Annotated in this window: 14 protein-coding genes and 1 other RNA gene; 13 read left to right on the top strand and 2 right to left on the bottom strand. The window is 40.4% G+C overall.

All coding sequences use genetic code 11. From position 1 onward, the window contains the following. Positions 1 to 5: 5 nt before the first annotated feature. From metG to bhn_RS13810, 6 genes are all read left to right on the top strand, one after another. Positions 6 to 2,042: a methionine--tRNA ligase gene (gene metG, locus bhn_RS13835; RefSeq protein WP_071177240.1), complete on the top strand. Its 2,037-nt coding sequence runs from the start codon at positions 6 to 8 to the stop codon at positions 2,040 to 2,042. A gap of 87 nt (positions 2,043 to 2,129) precedes the next feature. Further along, positions 2,130 to 3,083, top strand: a complete 954-nt coding sequence (locus bhn_RS13830) for an alpha/beta fold hydrolase (protein WP_071177239.1) — start codon at positions 2,130 to 2,132, stop codon at positions 3,081 to 3,083. Then, positions 3,064 to 3,564 carry a GNAT family N-acetyltransferase gene (locus tag bhn_RS13825; protein ID WP_236845934.1) on the top strand — a complete coding sequence of 167 codons (501 nt, stop codon included), beginning with the start codon at positions 3,064 to 3,066 and terminating at the stop codon, positions 3,562 to 3,564. The genes bhn_RS13830 and bhn_RS13825 overlap by 20 nt, the downstream gene beginning before the upstream one ends. A 24-nt stretch (positions 3,565 to 3,588) precedes the next feature. Beyond that, the gene (locus bhn_RS13820) at positions 3,589 to 4,380 is read left to right on the top strand and encodes a YesL family protein (protein ID WP_071177238.1); all 792 of its coding nucleotides are present in this window, start codon (positions 3,589 to 3,591) and stop codon (positions 4,378 to 4,380) included. Positions 4,381 to 4,578: 198 nt separating this feature from the next. Next, positions 4,579 to 5,688 carry an ABC transporter ATP-binding protein gene (locus tag bhn_RS13815; protein WP_071177237.1) on the top strand — a complete coding sequence of 370 codons (1,110 nt, stop codon included), beginning with the start codon at positions 4,579 to 4,581 and terminating at the stop codon, positions 5,686 to 5,688. Positions 5,689 to 5,774: 86 nt separating this feature from the next. Further along, a complete protein-coding gene (locus tag bhn_RS13810; protein WP_071177236.1) occupies positions 5,775 to 6,866 on the top strand; it encodes a PucR family transcriptional regulator in 1,092 nt (363 codons plus the stop codon). 42 nt (positions 6,867 to 6,908) lie between these two features. Here bhn_RS13810 and ffs read toward each other — a convergent pair. Continuing rightward, positions 6,909 to 7,007, bottom strand: an RNA gene (gene ffs / locus bhn_RS13805) — signal recognition particle sRNA small type. Between the two features lie 91 nt (positions 7,008 to 7,098). Then, complete coding sequence (locus bhn_RS13800; protein ID WP_071177235.1) at positions 7,099 to 7,509, bottom strand: RrF2 family transcriptional regulator; 411 nt, start codon at positions 7,507 to 7,509, stop codon at positions 7,099 to 7,101. Positions 7,510 to 7,602: 93 nt separating this feature from the next. On the opposite strand from bhn_RS13800, the gene tadA reads away from it, so the two are divergent. The 7 genes from tadA to bhn_RS13765 all read left to right on the top strand — a co-directional run bounded on the left by tadA (position 7,603) and on the right by bhn_RS13765 (position 17,344). After that, positions 7,603 to 8,124, top strand: a complete 522-nt coding sequence (gene tadA / locus bhn_RS13795; protein ID WP_071177234.1) for a tRNA adenosine(34) deaminase TadA — start codon at positions 7,603 to 7,605, stop codon at positions 8,122 to 8,124. A gap of 2 nt (positions 8,125 to 8,126) precedes the next feature. Further along, complete coding sequence (locus bhn_RS13790; RefSeq protein ID WP_071177233.1) at positions 8,127 to 9,641, top strand: extracellular solute-binding protein; 1,515 nt, start codon at positions 8,127 to 8,129, stop codon at positions 9,639 to 9,641. Between the two features lie 84 nt (positions 9,642 to 9,725). Beyond that, on the top strand, positions 9,726 to 12,017 hold the full coding sequence (locus tag bhn_RS13785) for a hydratase (RefSeq protein WP_071177232.1): 2,292 nt from the start codon (positions 9,726 to 9,728) through the stop codon (positions 12,015 to 12,017). Positions 12,018 to 12,057: 40 nt separating this feature from the next. Next, positions 12,058 to 13,632, top strand: coding sequence for a glycoside hydrolase family 9 protein (locus bhn_RS13780; protein ID WP_071177231.1), 1,575 nt, complete (start codon positions 12,058 to 12,060; stop codon positions 13,630 to 13,632). 77 nt (positions 13,633 to 13,709) lie between these two features. Then, complete coding sequence (locus tag bhn_RS13775; protein ID WP_071177230.1) at positions 13,710 to 14,504, top strand: alpha/beta fold hydrolase; 795 nt, start codon at positions 13,710 to 13,712, stop codon at positions 14,502 to 14,504. Between the two features lie 12 nt (positions 14,505 to 14,516). Next, a complete protein-coding gene (locus bhn_RS13770; protein WP_071177229.1) occupies positions 14,517 to 16,097 on the top strand; it encodes a Mur ligase family protein in 1,581 nt (526 codons plus the stop codon). Between the two features lie 38 nt (positions 16,098 to 16,135). Next, positions 16,136 to 17,344 (top strand): D-alanine--D-alanine ligase family protein, encoded by a 1,209-nt coding sequence (locus bhn_RS13765; protein WP_071177228.1) that lies wholly within the window; start codon positions 16,136 to 16,138, stop codon positions 17,342 to 17,344. The last annotated feature ends 44 nt before the right edge of the window (positions 17,345 to 17,388 follow it).

Genomic DNA, 17,388 nt, shown 5'->3' with positions numbered 1-17,388 from the left:
AGATAATGCAGAACAAGGGAAAATATTACATTACTACTGCAATTGCATATACATCTGGTAAGCCACATATCGGAAACAGCTATGAGATCGTACTTGCAGATGCAATAGCAAGATATAAGAGAAAAGACGGATTTGATGTACATTTCCAGACTGGTTCAGATGAGCACGGACAGAAGATCGAGACACGTGCTATCGAAGCTGGCTGTAATTCACCAAAGGAATTCGTAGATCAGGTTTCAGATACTATCAAAGGTCTTTGGAACTTGATGGATACTTCATATGATAAGTTCATTCGTACTACAGATGAAGATCATGTTAAGCAGGTTCAGAAGATCTTCAAGAAGTTCTATGATCAGGGCGACATTTATAAGGGATCATACAAAGGTATGTATTGTACAGAGTGTGAGGCTTTCTATACAGAGTCTCAGCTTGTTGATGGCAAGTGCCCTGAGTGTGGCGGAGCAGTTCATCCAGCTGAAGAGGAAGCTTACTTCTTCAAGATGAGCAAATACGCTGACAGACTTATTGAGCATATCAACACACATCCTGATTTCATTCAGCCTGTATCCAGAAAGAACGAGATGATGAACAACTTCCTTCTTCCTGGCCTTCAGGATCTTTGTGTATCAAGAACATCATTCAAGTGGGGAATTCCAGTTGATTTTGATAACAAGCATGTAGTTTATGTATGGCTTGATGCTCTTACAAACTATATCACAGGTATTGGCTATGATGCAGATGGCAACAGCTCTGAGGAGTACAAGAAGTGGTGGCCAGCTGATCTTCACCTTATTGGAAAAGATATTATTCGTTTCCATACAATTTATTGGCCAATCTTCCTCTTTGCTCTTGGCGAGCCTCTTCCAAAGCAGGTATTTGGACATCCATGGCTCTTACAGGGCGGCGAGAAGATGAGTAAATCAAAGGGAAATGTTATCTATGCTGATGATCTTGTAAGTCTCTTTGGCGTTGATCCTGTCAGATATTTCGTTCTTCATGAGATGCCATTCGAAAATGATGGTGTTATCACATGGGAACTTTTAGTTGAGAGATTTAACTCAGATCTTGCTAACACACTTGGTAACCTTGTAAATCGTACTATTGCTATGAGCAACAAGTACCTTGGTGGTGTTGTGGCAGATAAGGGTGTTTCTGAGGATGTAGATGCAGACCTTAAGGCAGTTGTATCTGGCTGCTATGAAAAGGTAGAAGCTAAGATGGATGAGCTCAGAGTTGCTGATGCTCTTACAGAGATCTTTTCACTCTTCAAGAGATGCAATAAGTATATTGATGAGACAGAGCCTTGGGTACTTGGCAAGGATGAGAGCAAGAAAGACAGACTTTCAACAGTTCTTTATAACCTTGTAGAGGCAATCTCAATCGGTGCTTCACTTCTTGAGCCATTCATGCCAGAAACAGCACAGAAGATCAAAGAGCAGCTTTCTACTCCAGATAGAGATTTCGATACATTAGGTCAGTTTGGCCTTTGCCCAAATGGCACTAAGGTTTCAGAGAGCCCAGAGATGCTCTTTGCTAGAAAGGACCTCAAGGAAGTACTTGAGAAGTCTGCTGAGATAGTTAAAAAGCAGAAGGCAGAATTTGAAGAGTCTCAGAGAAAAGCTGCTGAGAACCTTGCAAAGGCAGGACTTGCACCAGCTCCAGTCAAGAAGGAAGAGTCAGGAGAAGAGAAGGCTCCTATCGACATTCCTGCAAAGGACGAGATCACATATGATCAGTTCGGGGCTATGCAGTTCCAGGTTGGTGAGATCATTAAGTGTGAGGCGGTTGAAAATTCTAAGAAGCTTCTTTGCTCACAGGTTAAGATTGGAAGCCAGGTAAAGCAGATCGTTTCAGGAATCAGAAAGTACTATTCACCTGAAGAGATGGTGGGTAAGAAGGTTATGGTACTTGTAAACCTTAAGCCAGCTAAGCTTGCAGGCGTAATGTCTGAGGGAATGCTTCTTTGTGCTGAGGATGCTGAGGGCAATCTTGCACTTATGACTCCTGAAAAAGATATGCCAGCAGGAGCAGAAATTTGTTAATTCTATGATGCTTCGGAAAGTGCACAGTTTATGTACGATTCGTGGTATTATTAATATAACAATATAATGTATGGGAGGGATTTCCGAATGGTACGCAAAGAGGAACTGACTTACAAATCACGTGACAGACAGACCATGCTTCATGCGATAAAATGGATTCCTGAAGGACAGCCGGTGGCAATCTTACAGATTATCCACGGTATGCAGGAGTATATTGATCGCTACGATGAATTTGCTCGTTTTATGGCAGAAAAGGGCATTCTTGTTATGGGTAATGATCATCTTGGTCATGGTGGCTCTGTAACTGAAGGAAAAGGTACCTATGGCTATTTCTGTAAGAACGATCCAGCAACAGTATTAGTTAGAGATGCCCACAGACTCAAGAAGATGACTCAGGAAGAGTATCCAGGTGTTCCTGTATTTATTCTTGGTCACAGTTTTGGCTCATTCGTTGCCAGAGAGTATATTACTCGCTATGGAACAGGTATTAATGGTGCAATCATTCAGGGTACAGCTTTTATGCCATTAGGCACAGTTAAATCATTAGGCAGATTTGTTTCTTTCATGCAGGTTATCATGGGAGAAAAGTACCGTTCAGAAATGATCAATAATATGGCATTCAAGGGATATCTCAAGAAAATCCCTAATGTCAGAACGAAGTTTGACTGGCTTTCACATAACGAAGAAAGCATAGACAGATATATTGCAGATCCTAGAGATAACTTTATCTTTACTCTCAATGGTTTCAAGACAATGGCAGAACTTTTAAAGAGAGTTGGAGATACAGACAAGATGGAAGATATTCCAAAGAATCTTCCAATCCTTATCACTGGTGGAAGTGAGGACCCTGTAGGTAACTATGGCGAAGCCCTTACTAAACTCCATGATATTTACAAGAATCAGCTAGGTATCACCAATGTTGAACTTAAGATCTACGATGGAATGCGCCATGAACTTCAGCAGGAAATCGGTAGAGAAAAAGTATATGAAGACCAGTACGCTTGGATAAAGAAGATATTGGATGGCAGAAATGCGAATTGATAAATCCAAAATAATGGTCAGATGTGCATACAGCTCAGACTGGGAGGGTGCCATTAAACTCGCATGGGATACCTTTGTGAGATATAATGCGCCTGATTACTCTCAGGAAGGCATTGAGAATTTTAGAAAATTCGTCAATGATGATATGCTCAGAAAGATGTTTTTGGCTGGACACTATCAACTGTTCGTGGCGGTCTTTGAGGGAAAGTATCTGGGGATGCTCTCTCTTAGAGAAAAGAAACATATTTCACTGTTATTTGTAGATGGCGACTGTCACGGAAATGGGATAGGCAAAGCGCTGATTAGATTTGTATCTAAATATGTACTCGAAGAGGAGGGCATTGACAAGATGACTGTCAATGCTTCTCCTTATGCTTTAGGGTTCTATCACAAGATGGGCTTCGTGGATTTACGAGAAGAAATGGAAGCAGACGGTATCATTTTTACTCCGATGGAACTGAGTCTGGTCAAAAAAAGTTAGAAGGAACAGGTATAGAAAAAAGAAATGGGAAAGTTATTTGATCTTGAGAGCCCACTTATGCGCGCACTTACAAGAGTTGCTGACGTAATGTGGCTCAATATTTTGACACTTATTTTTGCAATTCCTCTCATTATTGAGCAGGCTATTTTTTTAGGACCAGTATTTGGCCCTGTAATGTTTGATGGCGCACAGCTTGATTACAACTACTTCCTTAGCGCTGTATTATGGGCATGGATCTTCGGTATCATTTGTTCTAGTATCTTAGGACCTGCTTGTACAGCAATGCACTTTGTACTTCTTAAGATTGTAAGAGATGAAGACAGCTACATTACTAAGACATATTTCAGATCATTTAAGGAGAACTTCAAGCAGGCTATAGTTCTTCAGATCATCAAGTTTACAATTGGTGGAGTTTTAGTTCTCGACTTCTTTATCCTTAATAACTTAAACGGAATTTACAGATACATCATCATCGGTGTCAGTGCTTTCCTGTATATGGTCTCACTATATGTGTTCCCTATTTTATCAAAGTTTGATAATACTAACAGAGCAACTCTTAAGAATTCTCTTTTAATGTCTATTCTTGCATTCCCTAAGACAATTCTTATGACACTTATTACTGGATTACCACTTCTTATTTTCTACTTCTTTGATGTGAAGTCTATTCCAGTGCTTGTCCTTATGGGCATTGCTGGACCAAGCTTCTTGAATGCTCTTTTATACAACGGAACATTTAAGCGCTTCGAACCTAAAGAAGAGGAACTCTCAGAAGAGGAAGAGCTGGACAAGGCAATCAGAAAGCTCGACGAGGAGTAATACAATAGTCAAGTTGCATATAGAATTGCAATTTTCTTCGTCAATATTCCGGATTTGTGGATAAAATGCCAATCTACTGAGCAGAATTGCTAATGAAAAATAAAATATTTGTGAAAATAGTGAATAGTAAATAAACAGCCCAGTATATATACTGATAACTAGCATTAAGCTATATGGAAATTAGGAGGAAAAATAGGTATGGCAAGTTTATCACTTGAGCATGTAACTAAAGTATATCCTAATGGTTTTGAGGCTGTTAAAGATTTCAACCTTGAGATTCAGGATAAAGAGTTTATTATTTTCGTAGGACCTTCAGGATGTGGTAAGTCTACAACACTTCGTATGATCGCTGGTCTTGAAGATATTTCTTCAGGAACACTTAAGATCGGTGACAGAGTAGTTAACGATGTAGAGCCTAAGGACAGAGATATTGCGATGGTATTCCAGAACTACGCTCTGTACCCACACATGACAGTATATGATAACATGGCTTTCGGACTTAAGCTTAGAAAAGTTCCAAAGGCTGAAATTGATAAGATGGTTAGAGAAGCTGCTAAGATCCTTGACCTTGAGAAGCTCCTTGATCGTAAGCCAAAGGCTCTTTCAGGTGGACAGAGACAGCGTGTTGCTATGGGACGTGCTATCGTTCGTAACCCTAAGGTATTCCTTATGGACGAACCTCTTTCAAACCTTGATGCTAAGCTCCGTGTACAGATGAGAACAGAGATTGCTAAGCTTCACCAGAGACTTGGCACAACAATCATCTACGTTACACATGACCAGACAGAGGCTATGACTCTTGGTACAAGAATCGTAGTTATGAAGGATGGTGTTGTTCAGCAGGTTGATACACCTCAGAACCTCTATGATAAGCCAGGCAACCTCTTCGTTGCTGGATTCATGGGATCACCTCAGATGAACTTCCTTGATGCAGAAGTTGAAGTACAGGGTGACAAGGCTAGCCTTAAGATTGCTGGTCAGTCAATCGAACTTCCACCTGCAAAGGCTAAGAAGGTTATCGAGGGTGGCTACGCTGGAAAGACCGTTACATTCGGTATCCGTCCAGAGGATGTTGATGATTCAGAGATGGTTGTTAGCACATCTAAGGCTGTATTTGAGTCAACAATCAACGTTTACGAGCTTCTTGGTGCAGAAGTTTATCTGTACTTTGATCTTGATAAGTTCCCTATCACAGCTAGAGTTGACTCTCGTACAACAGCTAGACCTGGCGATAAGGTTAAGTTTGCATTCGATGTTGAGAAGATTCACATCTTCGACAAAGAGACAGAGAAGACAATCACAAACTAATAAGAATTTCAGGAGCCACGCATATGCGTGGCTCTTTTTTTGATTGGTATGATATACTATAGGTAATACTAAGGAGGATCACACAGATGATTTCAGGACAGACAATAAAAGGAAGTATTGAAGAATTAGGAGCTATAACCAAAGTAGACCTGTGTGTAATGGATCTAAATGGTGAAGTAATAGCTACTACTACTGATAGGGATTTATTGGATATTTCTATTATTATCAGTTTTGCTAATTCTCCAGTTGACTCGCAGGTTATTGGGGATGTTCATTTGTTCAAGATCCTTGATGAAGGAGAACCATTATACGTGCTACTTGCCAAGGGTGATAGTGAGCATGCATATATGGTTGGTAAGATTGGAGTAAGTCAGCTTCAGAATCTTATTGTGGCGTATAAAGAGAGATATGACAGAAATAATTTCTTCCAGAATCTCCTTCTTGATAATATGCTTCTTATCGATGTTTACAACAGGGCTAGAAAGCTCAAGATAGAGACAAGCGTTCCAAGAGTCATTATCCTTGTTGAGATCAAGCATTCACAGGATAATACAGCGCAGGAGCTTTTAAGTGGTATGTTTGCACCTCATTCAGGGGATTATGTAACAGCTGTAGATGAGAATAGCGTAATACTTATCAAGACTCTTTCTAAGGGCCAGTCCTATGAAGAAGTGGCTCAGATTGCTACAACTATTGTAGATATGATGAATACAGAGGCAATGCTTAGTGTACGAGTATCCTACGGAACCATCGTAGAGGAGATAAAAGATCTTAGTAAGTCCTACAAGGAAGCTAAGATGGCACTCGAAGTAGGAAAGATCTTTTACGCTGAGAAAAGAGTTAATGCATATAATACACTCGGAATTGGAAGACTTATCTATCAGCTTCCAGAGAGCCTTTGCAAGATCTTTATTGACGAGATATTTGGAGGCAAGGAAGTTCCAGATGATCTTGACGAAGAGACTTTAAATACAATTGCTAAGTTCTTTGAGAATAATCTTAATGTATCTGAGACTTCAAGACAGCTCTTTGTACATAGAAATACTCTTGTATATAGAATTGAAAAGCTGGAGAAGAGCTCTGGACTTGATGTTAGAAAATTCGATGATGCACTTACATTTAAGATCGCACTTATGGTAATAAATTACATGAAATATCTTGATAACAAGAATAATTAAAAAGGCAGTTCTGGGAAGGATACATGCACGTTGACTTCCCGTAAAGACAGGCGACCTTACAACACATGAAAGGTTCTACTTAGTGCTGCTTCGTTCCCGACCTGACACGGTTCGTAGATTTCCATTGCATAAGCCCCATCCTTACAATAGAAGGACTGCTACATGCACCCTTCGCAAAACTGCCAAAGGGTCATAAAGACTCTTACAAATATACTTGGTTTTTGAAGGATTGTCAATTTTGATCTATAAGATCCTGTAAAGTGTAGCTGTTAATGTAGTTGTTGACTACTTCGTCAAGGCCTTTCCAGAATGGAAGAGTGGTGCATGAATTAGACAAAGGACAACCGATTCCGGTATCACCGGCTACGCATTCGACAGGATTGAGATTACCTTCGATTGCTCTTAACATTTCGCCAATATTACAATCTTTTGGCTCCATTGCAAGTCTGTATCCGCCGTTATTTCCACGCATGCTGATAAGATAACCAGATTTACTGAGGCTTGAGACAATCTGTTCAAGATATTTGATAGTAATATCCTGACGAGTCGAAATGTCTTTTAACGATATATAATCTCCATTATCATGAAGGGCGACGTCCATCAAAACTCTAAGAGCATATCTTCCCTTAGTTGATATTTTCATAAAATGACCTCATTACACATAATTTGATATAATACTATAATAAAGCATTAATTCGTTCAAATATAATAACAAAAAGTAAAAAGAAATACTACTATGAAATTAGAAGCAAGATCAAGGATTCAAGATCAGGATCAAAAGGATATCAAATACATGAAAGCAGCTATAGCACAGGCCAGAAAAGCCTATAAGCTTGGAGAAGTTCCTATTGGCTGCGTCATCGTATATGAAGATAAGATAATCGGAAGAGGTTACAACAGGCGTAATACAGACAAAACTCCTCTGGCTCACGCAGAAATCACAGCTATCAAGAAGGCTGGGAAGTTTATGCAGGACTGGAGACTTGAGGGGTGCAAATTATATGTTACCTTGGAGCCTTGTCAGATGTGTGCAGGAGCAATAGTACAGGCTAGAATACCAGAAGTCATAATGGCAGCAGAGAACCCAAAGGCTGGTTGTGCGGGTTCTGTTATGGATATACTCAATAATCCTGATTTCAATCATCAGGTAAGTGTCAAGAAAGGTGTTTTGCAGGAAGAATGCAGTAAGATGCTTAAGGAGTTCTTTTTGGAGCTAAGAAACAGAAATAAGCTTTTAAAAGAGAAGAAGGGAAGTTAATAGTGAAAAAACGAGTATTTGCAGTTCTTTTGATTTGTGCACTTGTCATGACTTGCTTCGCATGTGACAACCGGGCTGATGAGTACTCAATAAACAGTGTAGTAACTATTACATATCTTACGATAGGTGATAAGCCTTCTAATGGTCAGTCTGAAAAAGTAATTGAGAAGCTGAATACCATTTTGAGGAAGAAGGCTAATGCCCAGCTGGATGTATATTATGTTGGCTGGGATGATTATCTTGCAAATTATGATAAGGTTCTAAGCTCAGGAGAAGTGAACCTTGATCTGGTGGCAACATCAAGCGACTGGCTTGACGCCTGGCCGAATGCTATTGGTGGCAATTTCATGCCGCTTACTGAGGATATGCTCAGTAAATATTGCCCTCTTACATATAACTGCGTATCCAAGGAGCAGTGGCAAAAGTGCAGTTATCAGGGCAAGATCTATTTTATTCCCGAAAATGAATTTACGCAGTGGGTTAATCACGGCTTTATCTACAGAAAAGATATTGCAGATAAAGCAGGTTTAAATGGAGTGTCCTCATGGAAAGATCTGGATGCTTATTTTAGATATGTAAAAGAAGAATATCCTAATATGGTTCCATGGGATGCAAACGGCACAAGTACCATAGGTACTCTTGGTTATTTGATGTCAGTAAGGAAGTTTGTACCTATCTATGAACTTGGAACCTATGGAATCTGGGGAGCATATCAGGAAGATCCACGAAAAATAGTTTCTCCTTATTATGAAGGTGATGAATTTGTTGAATATGCAAAGCTTATGAAAGAGTGGAAAGAGCTTGGTGTTTGGCGTGATAAGCTCAGCGATGCAGAAGATAATGATGAAGAATTCTATTCTGGAATGAGCGCAGTAATACAGCATCACACTCAGAATTATTACACTATCATAAAACCTAGAATGGAAGTTATGCTTCCTGACGCAGATGTTGATTTTTACTGGTTTGGAAAAGAGTCTGGAAATGTAGTCAAAAATAGCATAGTTCATGGTGCAATGGCAATCTATGCAGGATCTAAAAATCCTGAAAAAGCGCTTATGGTCTATGACCTCCTTAGAAATGACAGGGAGTGTTATGATCTGATCCATTATGGAATAGAAGGCGAACAGTACGAAAAAAACAGTGAAGGAATGCTTGAAAGACCAAGTGGATATAATGCAGATAGAGATAGTATCCTGCTTAATTTCTGGTGGGGCAGAAGAGATGAATATGAGATAAAGGATGCTACATATTCCTGGGAAGACTATTATAAACTAATGGATGAATATGAAAAATATGCAATAGACTATCCTTGGGATAGTGTACCATTTGCGTCTTCGGACATACTAGATGAGATAAGGCCTATTATCGAAGTATGCAACAAATATGTGCCCAAGATTGCCTATGGGCAGTATGATGTCACACCTGAAGAAGAGGTTGCCGAGTTCAGAACGGCATTAAAAAACGCTGGAATAGAGACGGTGACACGAAAGCTTCAGATCATTTGCAATTCACATTAAAAAAGATCATACAAACTATGAGCTAATTATGGTAGAATATCGCTTGTAGTATTGTATACATGTATAAAGGCAGGAGGAGTGGCAATGGTTACAACCCTAAACAATGGATGTTATCTCGTAAACGGCGAGACTCTTATAGCTGATGATGCCGAGGCATCAAGCAAGCTTCAGGCTCATGGCGTTTCAGATATTTCAAAAGACAAGGCAAAAGAGAATACTATCGCTTATGGAATCTTAAAAGCTCATAATACTTCCGGTAACATGGAAAAGCTTTGTGTTAAATTTGATAAGCTTACATCCCATGATATTACTTATGTAGGTATTATTCAGACAGCAAGAGCTTCAGGACTTACAAAGTTCCCGATTCCATATGTCCTTACCAATTGCCATAACTCATTATGTGCAGTTGGTGGTACTATCAATGAAGATGACCACGTATTTGGTCTTACAGCTGCGCAGAAGTACGGCGGAATCTATGTTCCACCTCATCAGGCAGTAATCCATCAGTTCGCAAGAGAGATGCTTGCATCAAGTGGCAGCATGATTCTTGGATCTGATTCTCATACAAGATACGGCGCACTTGGTACTATGGCTATTGGTGAAGGTGGACCAGAGCTTGTTAAACAGCTTCTTGGACAGACCTACGATGTTGATATGCCAGGTGTAGTAGCTATCTACCTTGAAGGCGCACCAAAGAAGGGTGTTGGTCCTCAGGACGTTGCCCTTGCAATTATCGGCAAAGTGTTCGGTGATGGTTTTGTTAAGAATAAGGTTATGGAATTTGTTGGACCTGGCGTAAAGAACTTGAGCGCTGACTTTAGAATTGGCGTAGATGTCATGACAACAGAGACCACATGTCTTTCATCTATCTGGCAGACAGATGAGACTATCAAGGAATTCTATGATATTCACGGAAGAGTATCTGAGTATAAAGAACTAAAGCCAGGAAATGTAGCATATTATGATTCAGTAGTTAAGGTGGATCTTGATTCTATCAATCCTATGATTGCTATGCCTTTCCACCCAAGTAACGTCTACGAGATCGATGAAGTAAACAGAAATGCAGCTGATATTCTTGCAGATGTAGAAAAGAGAGCAAAAGTAAGCTTTGGCGACAAGGTTGAGTTCTCACTTCAGGACAAGATCAAAGATGGCAAGCTTCTTGTAGAGCAGGGTATAATAGCAGGATGTGCCGGCGGTGGATTTGAGAACATCTGCGCAGCAGCAGATATCCTTAAAGGTAAATATATTGGAAATGACAAGTTCACACTTAGCGTATATCCAGCTTCTACTCCGATCTACATGGAAGTTGTCAAGAATGGAGCGGCGGCTGCAATCCTTGAATCAGGTGCGATATTAAAGACTGCATTCTGTGGACCATGCTTTGGAGCAGGCGATACACCAGCAAATAATGCATTCAGTATCAGACATTCAACAAGAAACTTCCCTAACAGAGAAGGCTCTAAGGTTCAGAACGGACAGGTTGCGTCTGTTGCACTTATGGATGCTCGTTCAATTGCTGCTACAGCGGCTAATAAGGGAATACTTACACCAGCAACAGAATTTGATGGTGATTTTGAGAAGTATAAGTATCATTTCGATAGCAATATCTATAAGAACAGAGTATTTGACTCACATGGAAAGGCAGACCCAAGCGTAGAACTCGTGCTTGGACCAAACATCAAGGATTGGCCTAGTATGGTTGCGCTTCCAGAAAACCTTCTCCTCAAGGTTGTTTCTGAGATCCATGATCCAGTTACAACAACAGATGAACTTATTCCTTCAGGTGAGACATCATCCTACAGATCAAATCCTCTTGGACTTGCTGAGTTTACTCTTTCCAGAAAGGACCCTGAATACGTTGGTCTTGCCAAGGAGGTTTACGCACAGGAACTTAAGAGACGTGAGGATACGCCACTTGATGGCATGAGCGCTGAGATCTCAGATGTGGTAAAAGAAATCTCAAAGACATATCAGGATGTATCCAGCAAGAACACTGGTATCGGATCTACGATCTTTGCGGTCAAGCCAGGAGATGGATCCGCCAGAGAACAGGCTGCATCTTGTCAGAAGGTTCTTGGCGGATGGGCTAACATCGCAGTTGAATATGCTACAAAGAGATATCGTTCAAATCTTATCAACTGGGGAATGCTTCCATTTATCATTGATTCAGAGGATCTTCCGTTTAAGAATAAGGATTATATCTTCTTCCCTGGAATCAGAAGTGCTGTGGCCAATAAAGATGATAGCATCAAGGCTGTAGCTGTATCAGAAGGCAAGATGACTGAGTTTACACTTAAGCTTGGAAACCTCACAGATGATGAGAGACAGATAATCCTTGATGGTTGTCTTATCAATTATAACCGCGTAAAATAATAATGTAGTTATTTAGGGGATAGTAGGATAAGATTACACTATGTTTTTTGGTAAAAGAGGGGCAAAAAGAATATTTGCAGCATGTATGGCTGTGCTGTTTATGGGAAGCGTCGCAGGTTGCGGCGCTTCTTCTAGTGAGAATGGAATAGAGATTCCTGGTATCACCGGAAATGGACAGAGCCAGACTATAAATGTGGACTATGAAGTTCCACAGCAGGTTCCTAATATCCTGGTCGATCAGGTGGGATTTAAGCCGGATTCAGAAAAAGAGCTTTTGATAAGGGCAAAAGAACTGCCAACTGAATTTCAGATACGAAATCTTGAGACGGGCGAAGTGGTATACGAAGGAAAGCTGGTTAAGCCAACTTTTGACGAAAAGACAGGTGAGTATACTGCTATCGGATATTTTACTGAGCTAAAAGAAGAAGGGAATTACTATGCTTCAGCAGATATAGTTGGAGAGTCCTATGCTTTTTCAATTTCTGAGACTGTTTATACAGATCTTTTTAATGATGCCTGCAAGAAGTTTTATTATAACCGCTGTGGAATCGCGCTTTCAGAGAACTTGGCTGGAGAGAATGCCCATAGCGCCTGCCATACAATAGCGGCCCATCTTCAGGATGAACCAAGCGTTGAGATAGATGTCACAGGTGGATGGCATATGGACGAGCAGGCTGACAGAGATACTGTTGTTGGCTGTAAGATTGCAGAAAACTTCCTTTTGGCTTATGAGTTAAACAAAGAGGCGTTTACTGATGAAACTGGAATTCCGGAAAGCGGAAATGGAATTCCGGATATTCTGGATGAAGTCAGATACGAGGTAGAATGGCTCCTTAAGATGCAGGATCCAAAGTCTGGCGGTGAGTACGGAGCAGCCCTTACAGATAATACAAAGGGGGGAGATCTTTTCTCATATCCTGTTGTAGTGACGCCTGTTTCCATGGACTCTACTATTTGTTTTGCAGCAACTTTGGCCAGATTCAGCTTCTTTTATCAGGAATATGATCCAGACTTTGCAAGAGAGTGCCTGAGGGCAGCTGATAAAGCCTGGAACTGCTATGTTAATAACCAAAAGGTGCTGGAAAGTAGTGGCGCCTTCAATGCAGCAGCCCAGCTCTATAGAGCAACCGGCAACAGCTCTTATGATCAGATCCTTCAGGCTTTTTTTGAGAAAAGAGATTTTTTAGAGCTGTTTAACACAGACGAGAATATCTTCCTTGGTTCTGTCACATATCTTTCTACAAATCAGAAAGTGGACATGGACCTTTGTGGAAAGCTCATGAAATATCTAATGCAAAGATCTGAAGATATTGCCCTTAAGGCCACTCAGTCAAAATATCTTGTGGCGGATTATGACAGTGAAAATATTTATGCCAGCATTCTGTTCAACATGAGGTGTCTGACTATCACAGATTACATCATCTATAATCATGAGTACACGACTATCGTTGAGAATCACGCACATTATCTCATGGGCATGAATCCTGATGTGACCAATTATGTTACGGAGTACACAGAGAGAACTTATGTTGATGGGCAGAAGCCTGGAATCCTCAACAATCCAAGCTATGATTCTTTGTTTGTCTTTATGCTGAGTATATTGGTAAAAGAGTAAGAGCGCATTTTTTACATATAGGCTGACACTATATATGATTTGCATGTGCCTTTTACGAGTGATAATATGAATTGACTATGAATACAAATATTGATGGATTAAATATTAACTACATAGATGAAGGAAGCGGTCCGCTTCTCGTGATGCTTCATGGCTGGGGCTCCAACATAGATCTTTTTGCTGGAGTTATTTCTTTTGCCAAAAAGAGCTATCACGTGGTAGCAATGGATATGCCTGGCTTTGGAAAAAGTGATGAGCCAGCAGAACCTATGAATGTGGATGCATATGTGGACTTTGTTCAGAAGTTCCTTAAAAAGCTCTATCCAGAAGATAAGGAAGTAATATTCCTTGGTCATTCCATGGGCGGAAGGATCATAATAAAGCTTGCATCAGGCATCAATGAAGGTAGGATCAAGGCTGACTTCACAATACCCAAGATCATTCTTACAGACTCAGCAGGCATCATTCCTGTTAAAACTGAGGCTCAAAAGAAGAGAACCAAGAGATATCATTTCTACAAGAATTTCATTGAAAAGAGCGGAATCCTTAAGATAGATCCAGATGCTCTTAACAAGCTTCAAAAGAAATTTGGAAGTGCTGATTATGCAGCAGCTTCACCAGTTATGAGAAAGAGCCTTGTAATGGCGGTCAATGAGGACTGCGTTCCTTACATGCCTTCTGTTACTCAGCCGGTTCTTCTGATATGGGGTGACAAGGATACAGCAACTCCTTTATCAGATGGTCAGCAGATGGAGAAACTTATGCCAGAGGCTGGACTTGCTGTTATTAACGGAGTAGGTCACTATTCATTTTTGGAGAATCCTTATTTATATAACAGAATCTTGGGAAGCTTCCTCAAGATAGCAGATTAATGGAGAATTGAGATGATATACGCAGTAATTATTTTGTATTTGATAGCAGTAGTATTGGGCCTTAGGTACTATGCTCATATGCTTCAGCTTTCAAGCTATCAGTTTCAGGGGTATTTCAGATTCCTAAGATCACAGCAGACTAAGTATGGACCTCACATCGGAGTAATGGTCACCCTTGCGATAATGAAGCTTATTTCTGGACTTGAGATGCCAGCTGGCATTTTGACAATAGTCTTTTTGCTGGGAATAGTTGCAATGTACATTCCAAAGAAAGCCAAAAAGAAATTCGTTGTTACCAAGAGAATTCAGAGATTGTTTATTACTGATGCCGTAATCGTGCTGGTTTTGGCGGTGATCAGTTTACTTATAACAAATAAGCTTGCAGTTTACTTTATCTGGGCTGTATACATGGGATTCTTCCCTCTTATGACAGCTCTTGCTAATCTTATCAACAAGCCAATTGAGAATAGGATCAATCAGTACTTCATCGATGATGCCAAGAGAATGCTAAAAGAACACACAGGACTCAGAATCGTTGGTATTACAGGAAGTTACGGTAAGACCAGCGTTAAGTATTACCTCACAACTCTTTTATCAGAGGGATTTAGCGTTCTCATGACGCCAGAGAGTTACAACACTCCAATGGGAATCGTAAGGACTATTAGAGAACATCTTAAGCCAACACATGAGATATTCGTATGTGAGATGGGCGCAAGACACCTCCATGATATCAAGGAGATTACAGATATTGTTCATCCTGATGATGGAATCGTGACATCCATCGGATATCAGCACCTTGAGACATTCCATTCTCTTGATAACATCATCAGCACCAAGTACGAGCTCTTAGATGCAGTTGATGAAAAAGAAAAAGAGCAGGGAAAAGAAGCTGGCAAACACCTTAAGTTTGTAAATGGCGACAATGAGATCATTCGTAGCCACATGAAATATAGTGATGCCATTACCTATGGTACATCTGAGGGCAATGACTACAGAGCTACAGATATCAGGGTAACTAGCGCAGGTACAACATTTACAGTTACTGCTCCAAGTGGAGACAGCGCAGAATACACAACCAAGCTTGTAGGACAGCATAACGTTGAGAACATCGTAGGAGCTATTGCTGCGGCCAACAGCCTTGGCATTCCTATGAATAAGCTCAAGATCGCAGTCAGAAGACTTCAGCCTGTGCCACACAGACTTGAACTTGTTAAGCACGGCACGGTATCAATTCTTGATGATGCATATAACTCAAATCCTAATGGAGCAAAGGTTGCTCTTGAGACACTTTCTCTTTTTGAGGATAAGGTCAAGATCCTTGTTACACCAGGTATGGTAGAGCTTGGAGAAAAAGAGGATGAGTACAATGCAGAGTTCGGCAAACAGGCAGCAGCTGTTTGTGACTACATCATCCTTGTTGGTGAAAAGAACAGCGCTTCTATTAAGCGCGGCGTATTAGAGGCTGGATTTGATCCAGAGAGAGTATTTGTAAAGAGTACTCTTAATGAGGCAACAGCTCTTATGTATGAGATTGATGCAGGAAGAGAAAAGGTTATTCTCCTTGAGAATGATCTTCCTGATAATTATAAATAATTCATTTATTGAATCAGATTTTGGAAAGAAGGCGTATTATGAAACTTAAAGTTGCAGTTTTATTTGGTGGAAAAAGTACAGAGCATGAGATATCAATCATCTCTGCTATTCAGGCTATTGGATATATCGATAGAGACAAGTATGACATTATTCCTGTTTATATGACCAAGAACAACGATTTCTATGTTGGCGAGTACGTTGACAAGATCGAGGAGTACACACATATTCCAGAGCTTATCAAAAAGAGCACTCAGGTTGTATGGATCAAGGAAGGCGATAAGGTTTCTCTTGTAAGATACCCAATGAAGAAGTTTGGAAACAACGTTATCTCAACTGTTGATGTTGCATTCCCTATCGTTCATGGAACAAATGTAGAAGATGGTACACTTCAGGGTTATCTTGCTACTATGGGACTTCCAGTAGTTGGTTGCGATGTTCTTTCTTCAGCTGTTGGAATGAACAAGTACGTTATGAAGACAGTTCTCAAGGACAATGGAATTCCAGTTCTTGACTGCAAGTGCTATACATGGAAAGACTATGAGGATGTAGATGCATTAGTTTCTAAGATCGAAGCAGCATTTTCATATCCTGTTATCATCAAGCCACTTAACCTTGGTTCAAGTATCGGTATCAAGAAGGCTTCTGACAGAGAGGGATTATTAGAGGCTCTTGATCTCGGATTTGAGTTCTCCAAAAAGATCCTTGTTGAGCCAGCTATCACAGCGCTCAAAGAGATCAATTGCTCAGTTCTTGGTGATTACGAGAGCGCAGAAGCATCTGAGTGTGAAGAACCTATAAATTCTGATGATATTCTTAGTTTTGAGGATAAGTACATTGGCGGTGCTAAGGGCTCAGCAAAGGGCGGAGCCAAGACTGGCGGATCAAAGGGAATGGCTTCTCTTAAGAGAAAGATTCCTGCAGATATTACAGCAGAGATGCGTGATGAGATCAGAAAGATGGCAGTAGATGCATTTATCTGCCTTGGATGTTCTGGTGTTTCCAGAATTGACTTTATGATCGATATGGATACAAATAAGGTATACCTTAACGAGATCAATACTATTCCTGGTTCATTATCATTTTATTTATGGGAGCCTGTTGGAGTTAAATATGACGTCCTTTTAGACAGAATGATCCAGCTTGCACTTAAGGCAGACAGAGAATCTCACAAGGTAGTATATTCATTTGATACAAATGTACTTGAAGGAGTACATCTTGGCGGCGGAAGTAAGGGCGCAAAGGGATAATAATAAGGCCATCGCAGTAGCGATGGCCCTTTTTTATGTGCTTT

Source organism: Butyrivibrio hungatei (genome assembly GCF_001858005.1).
In the GTDB taxonomy this organism is placed as follows: Bacteria; Bacillota; Clostridia; order Lachnospirales; family Lachnospiraceae; genus Butyrivibrio; species Butyrivibrio hungatei.
Note: the sequence above shows the minus strand (reverse complement) of the source record. Positions and strands in the feature narration are given on the sequence as shown.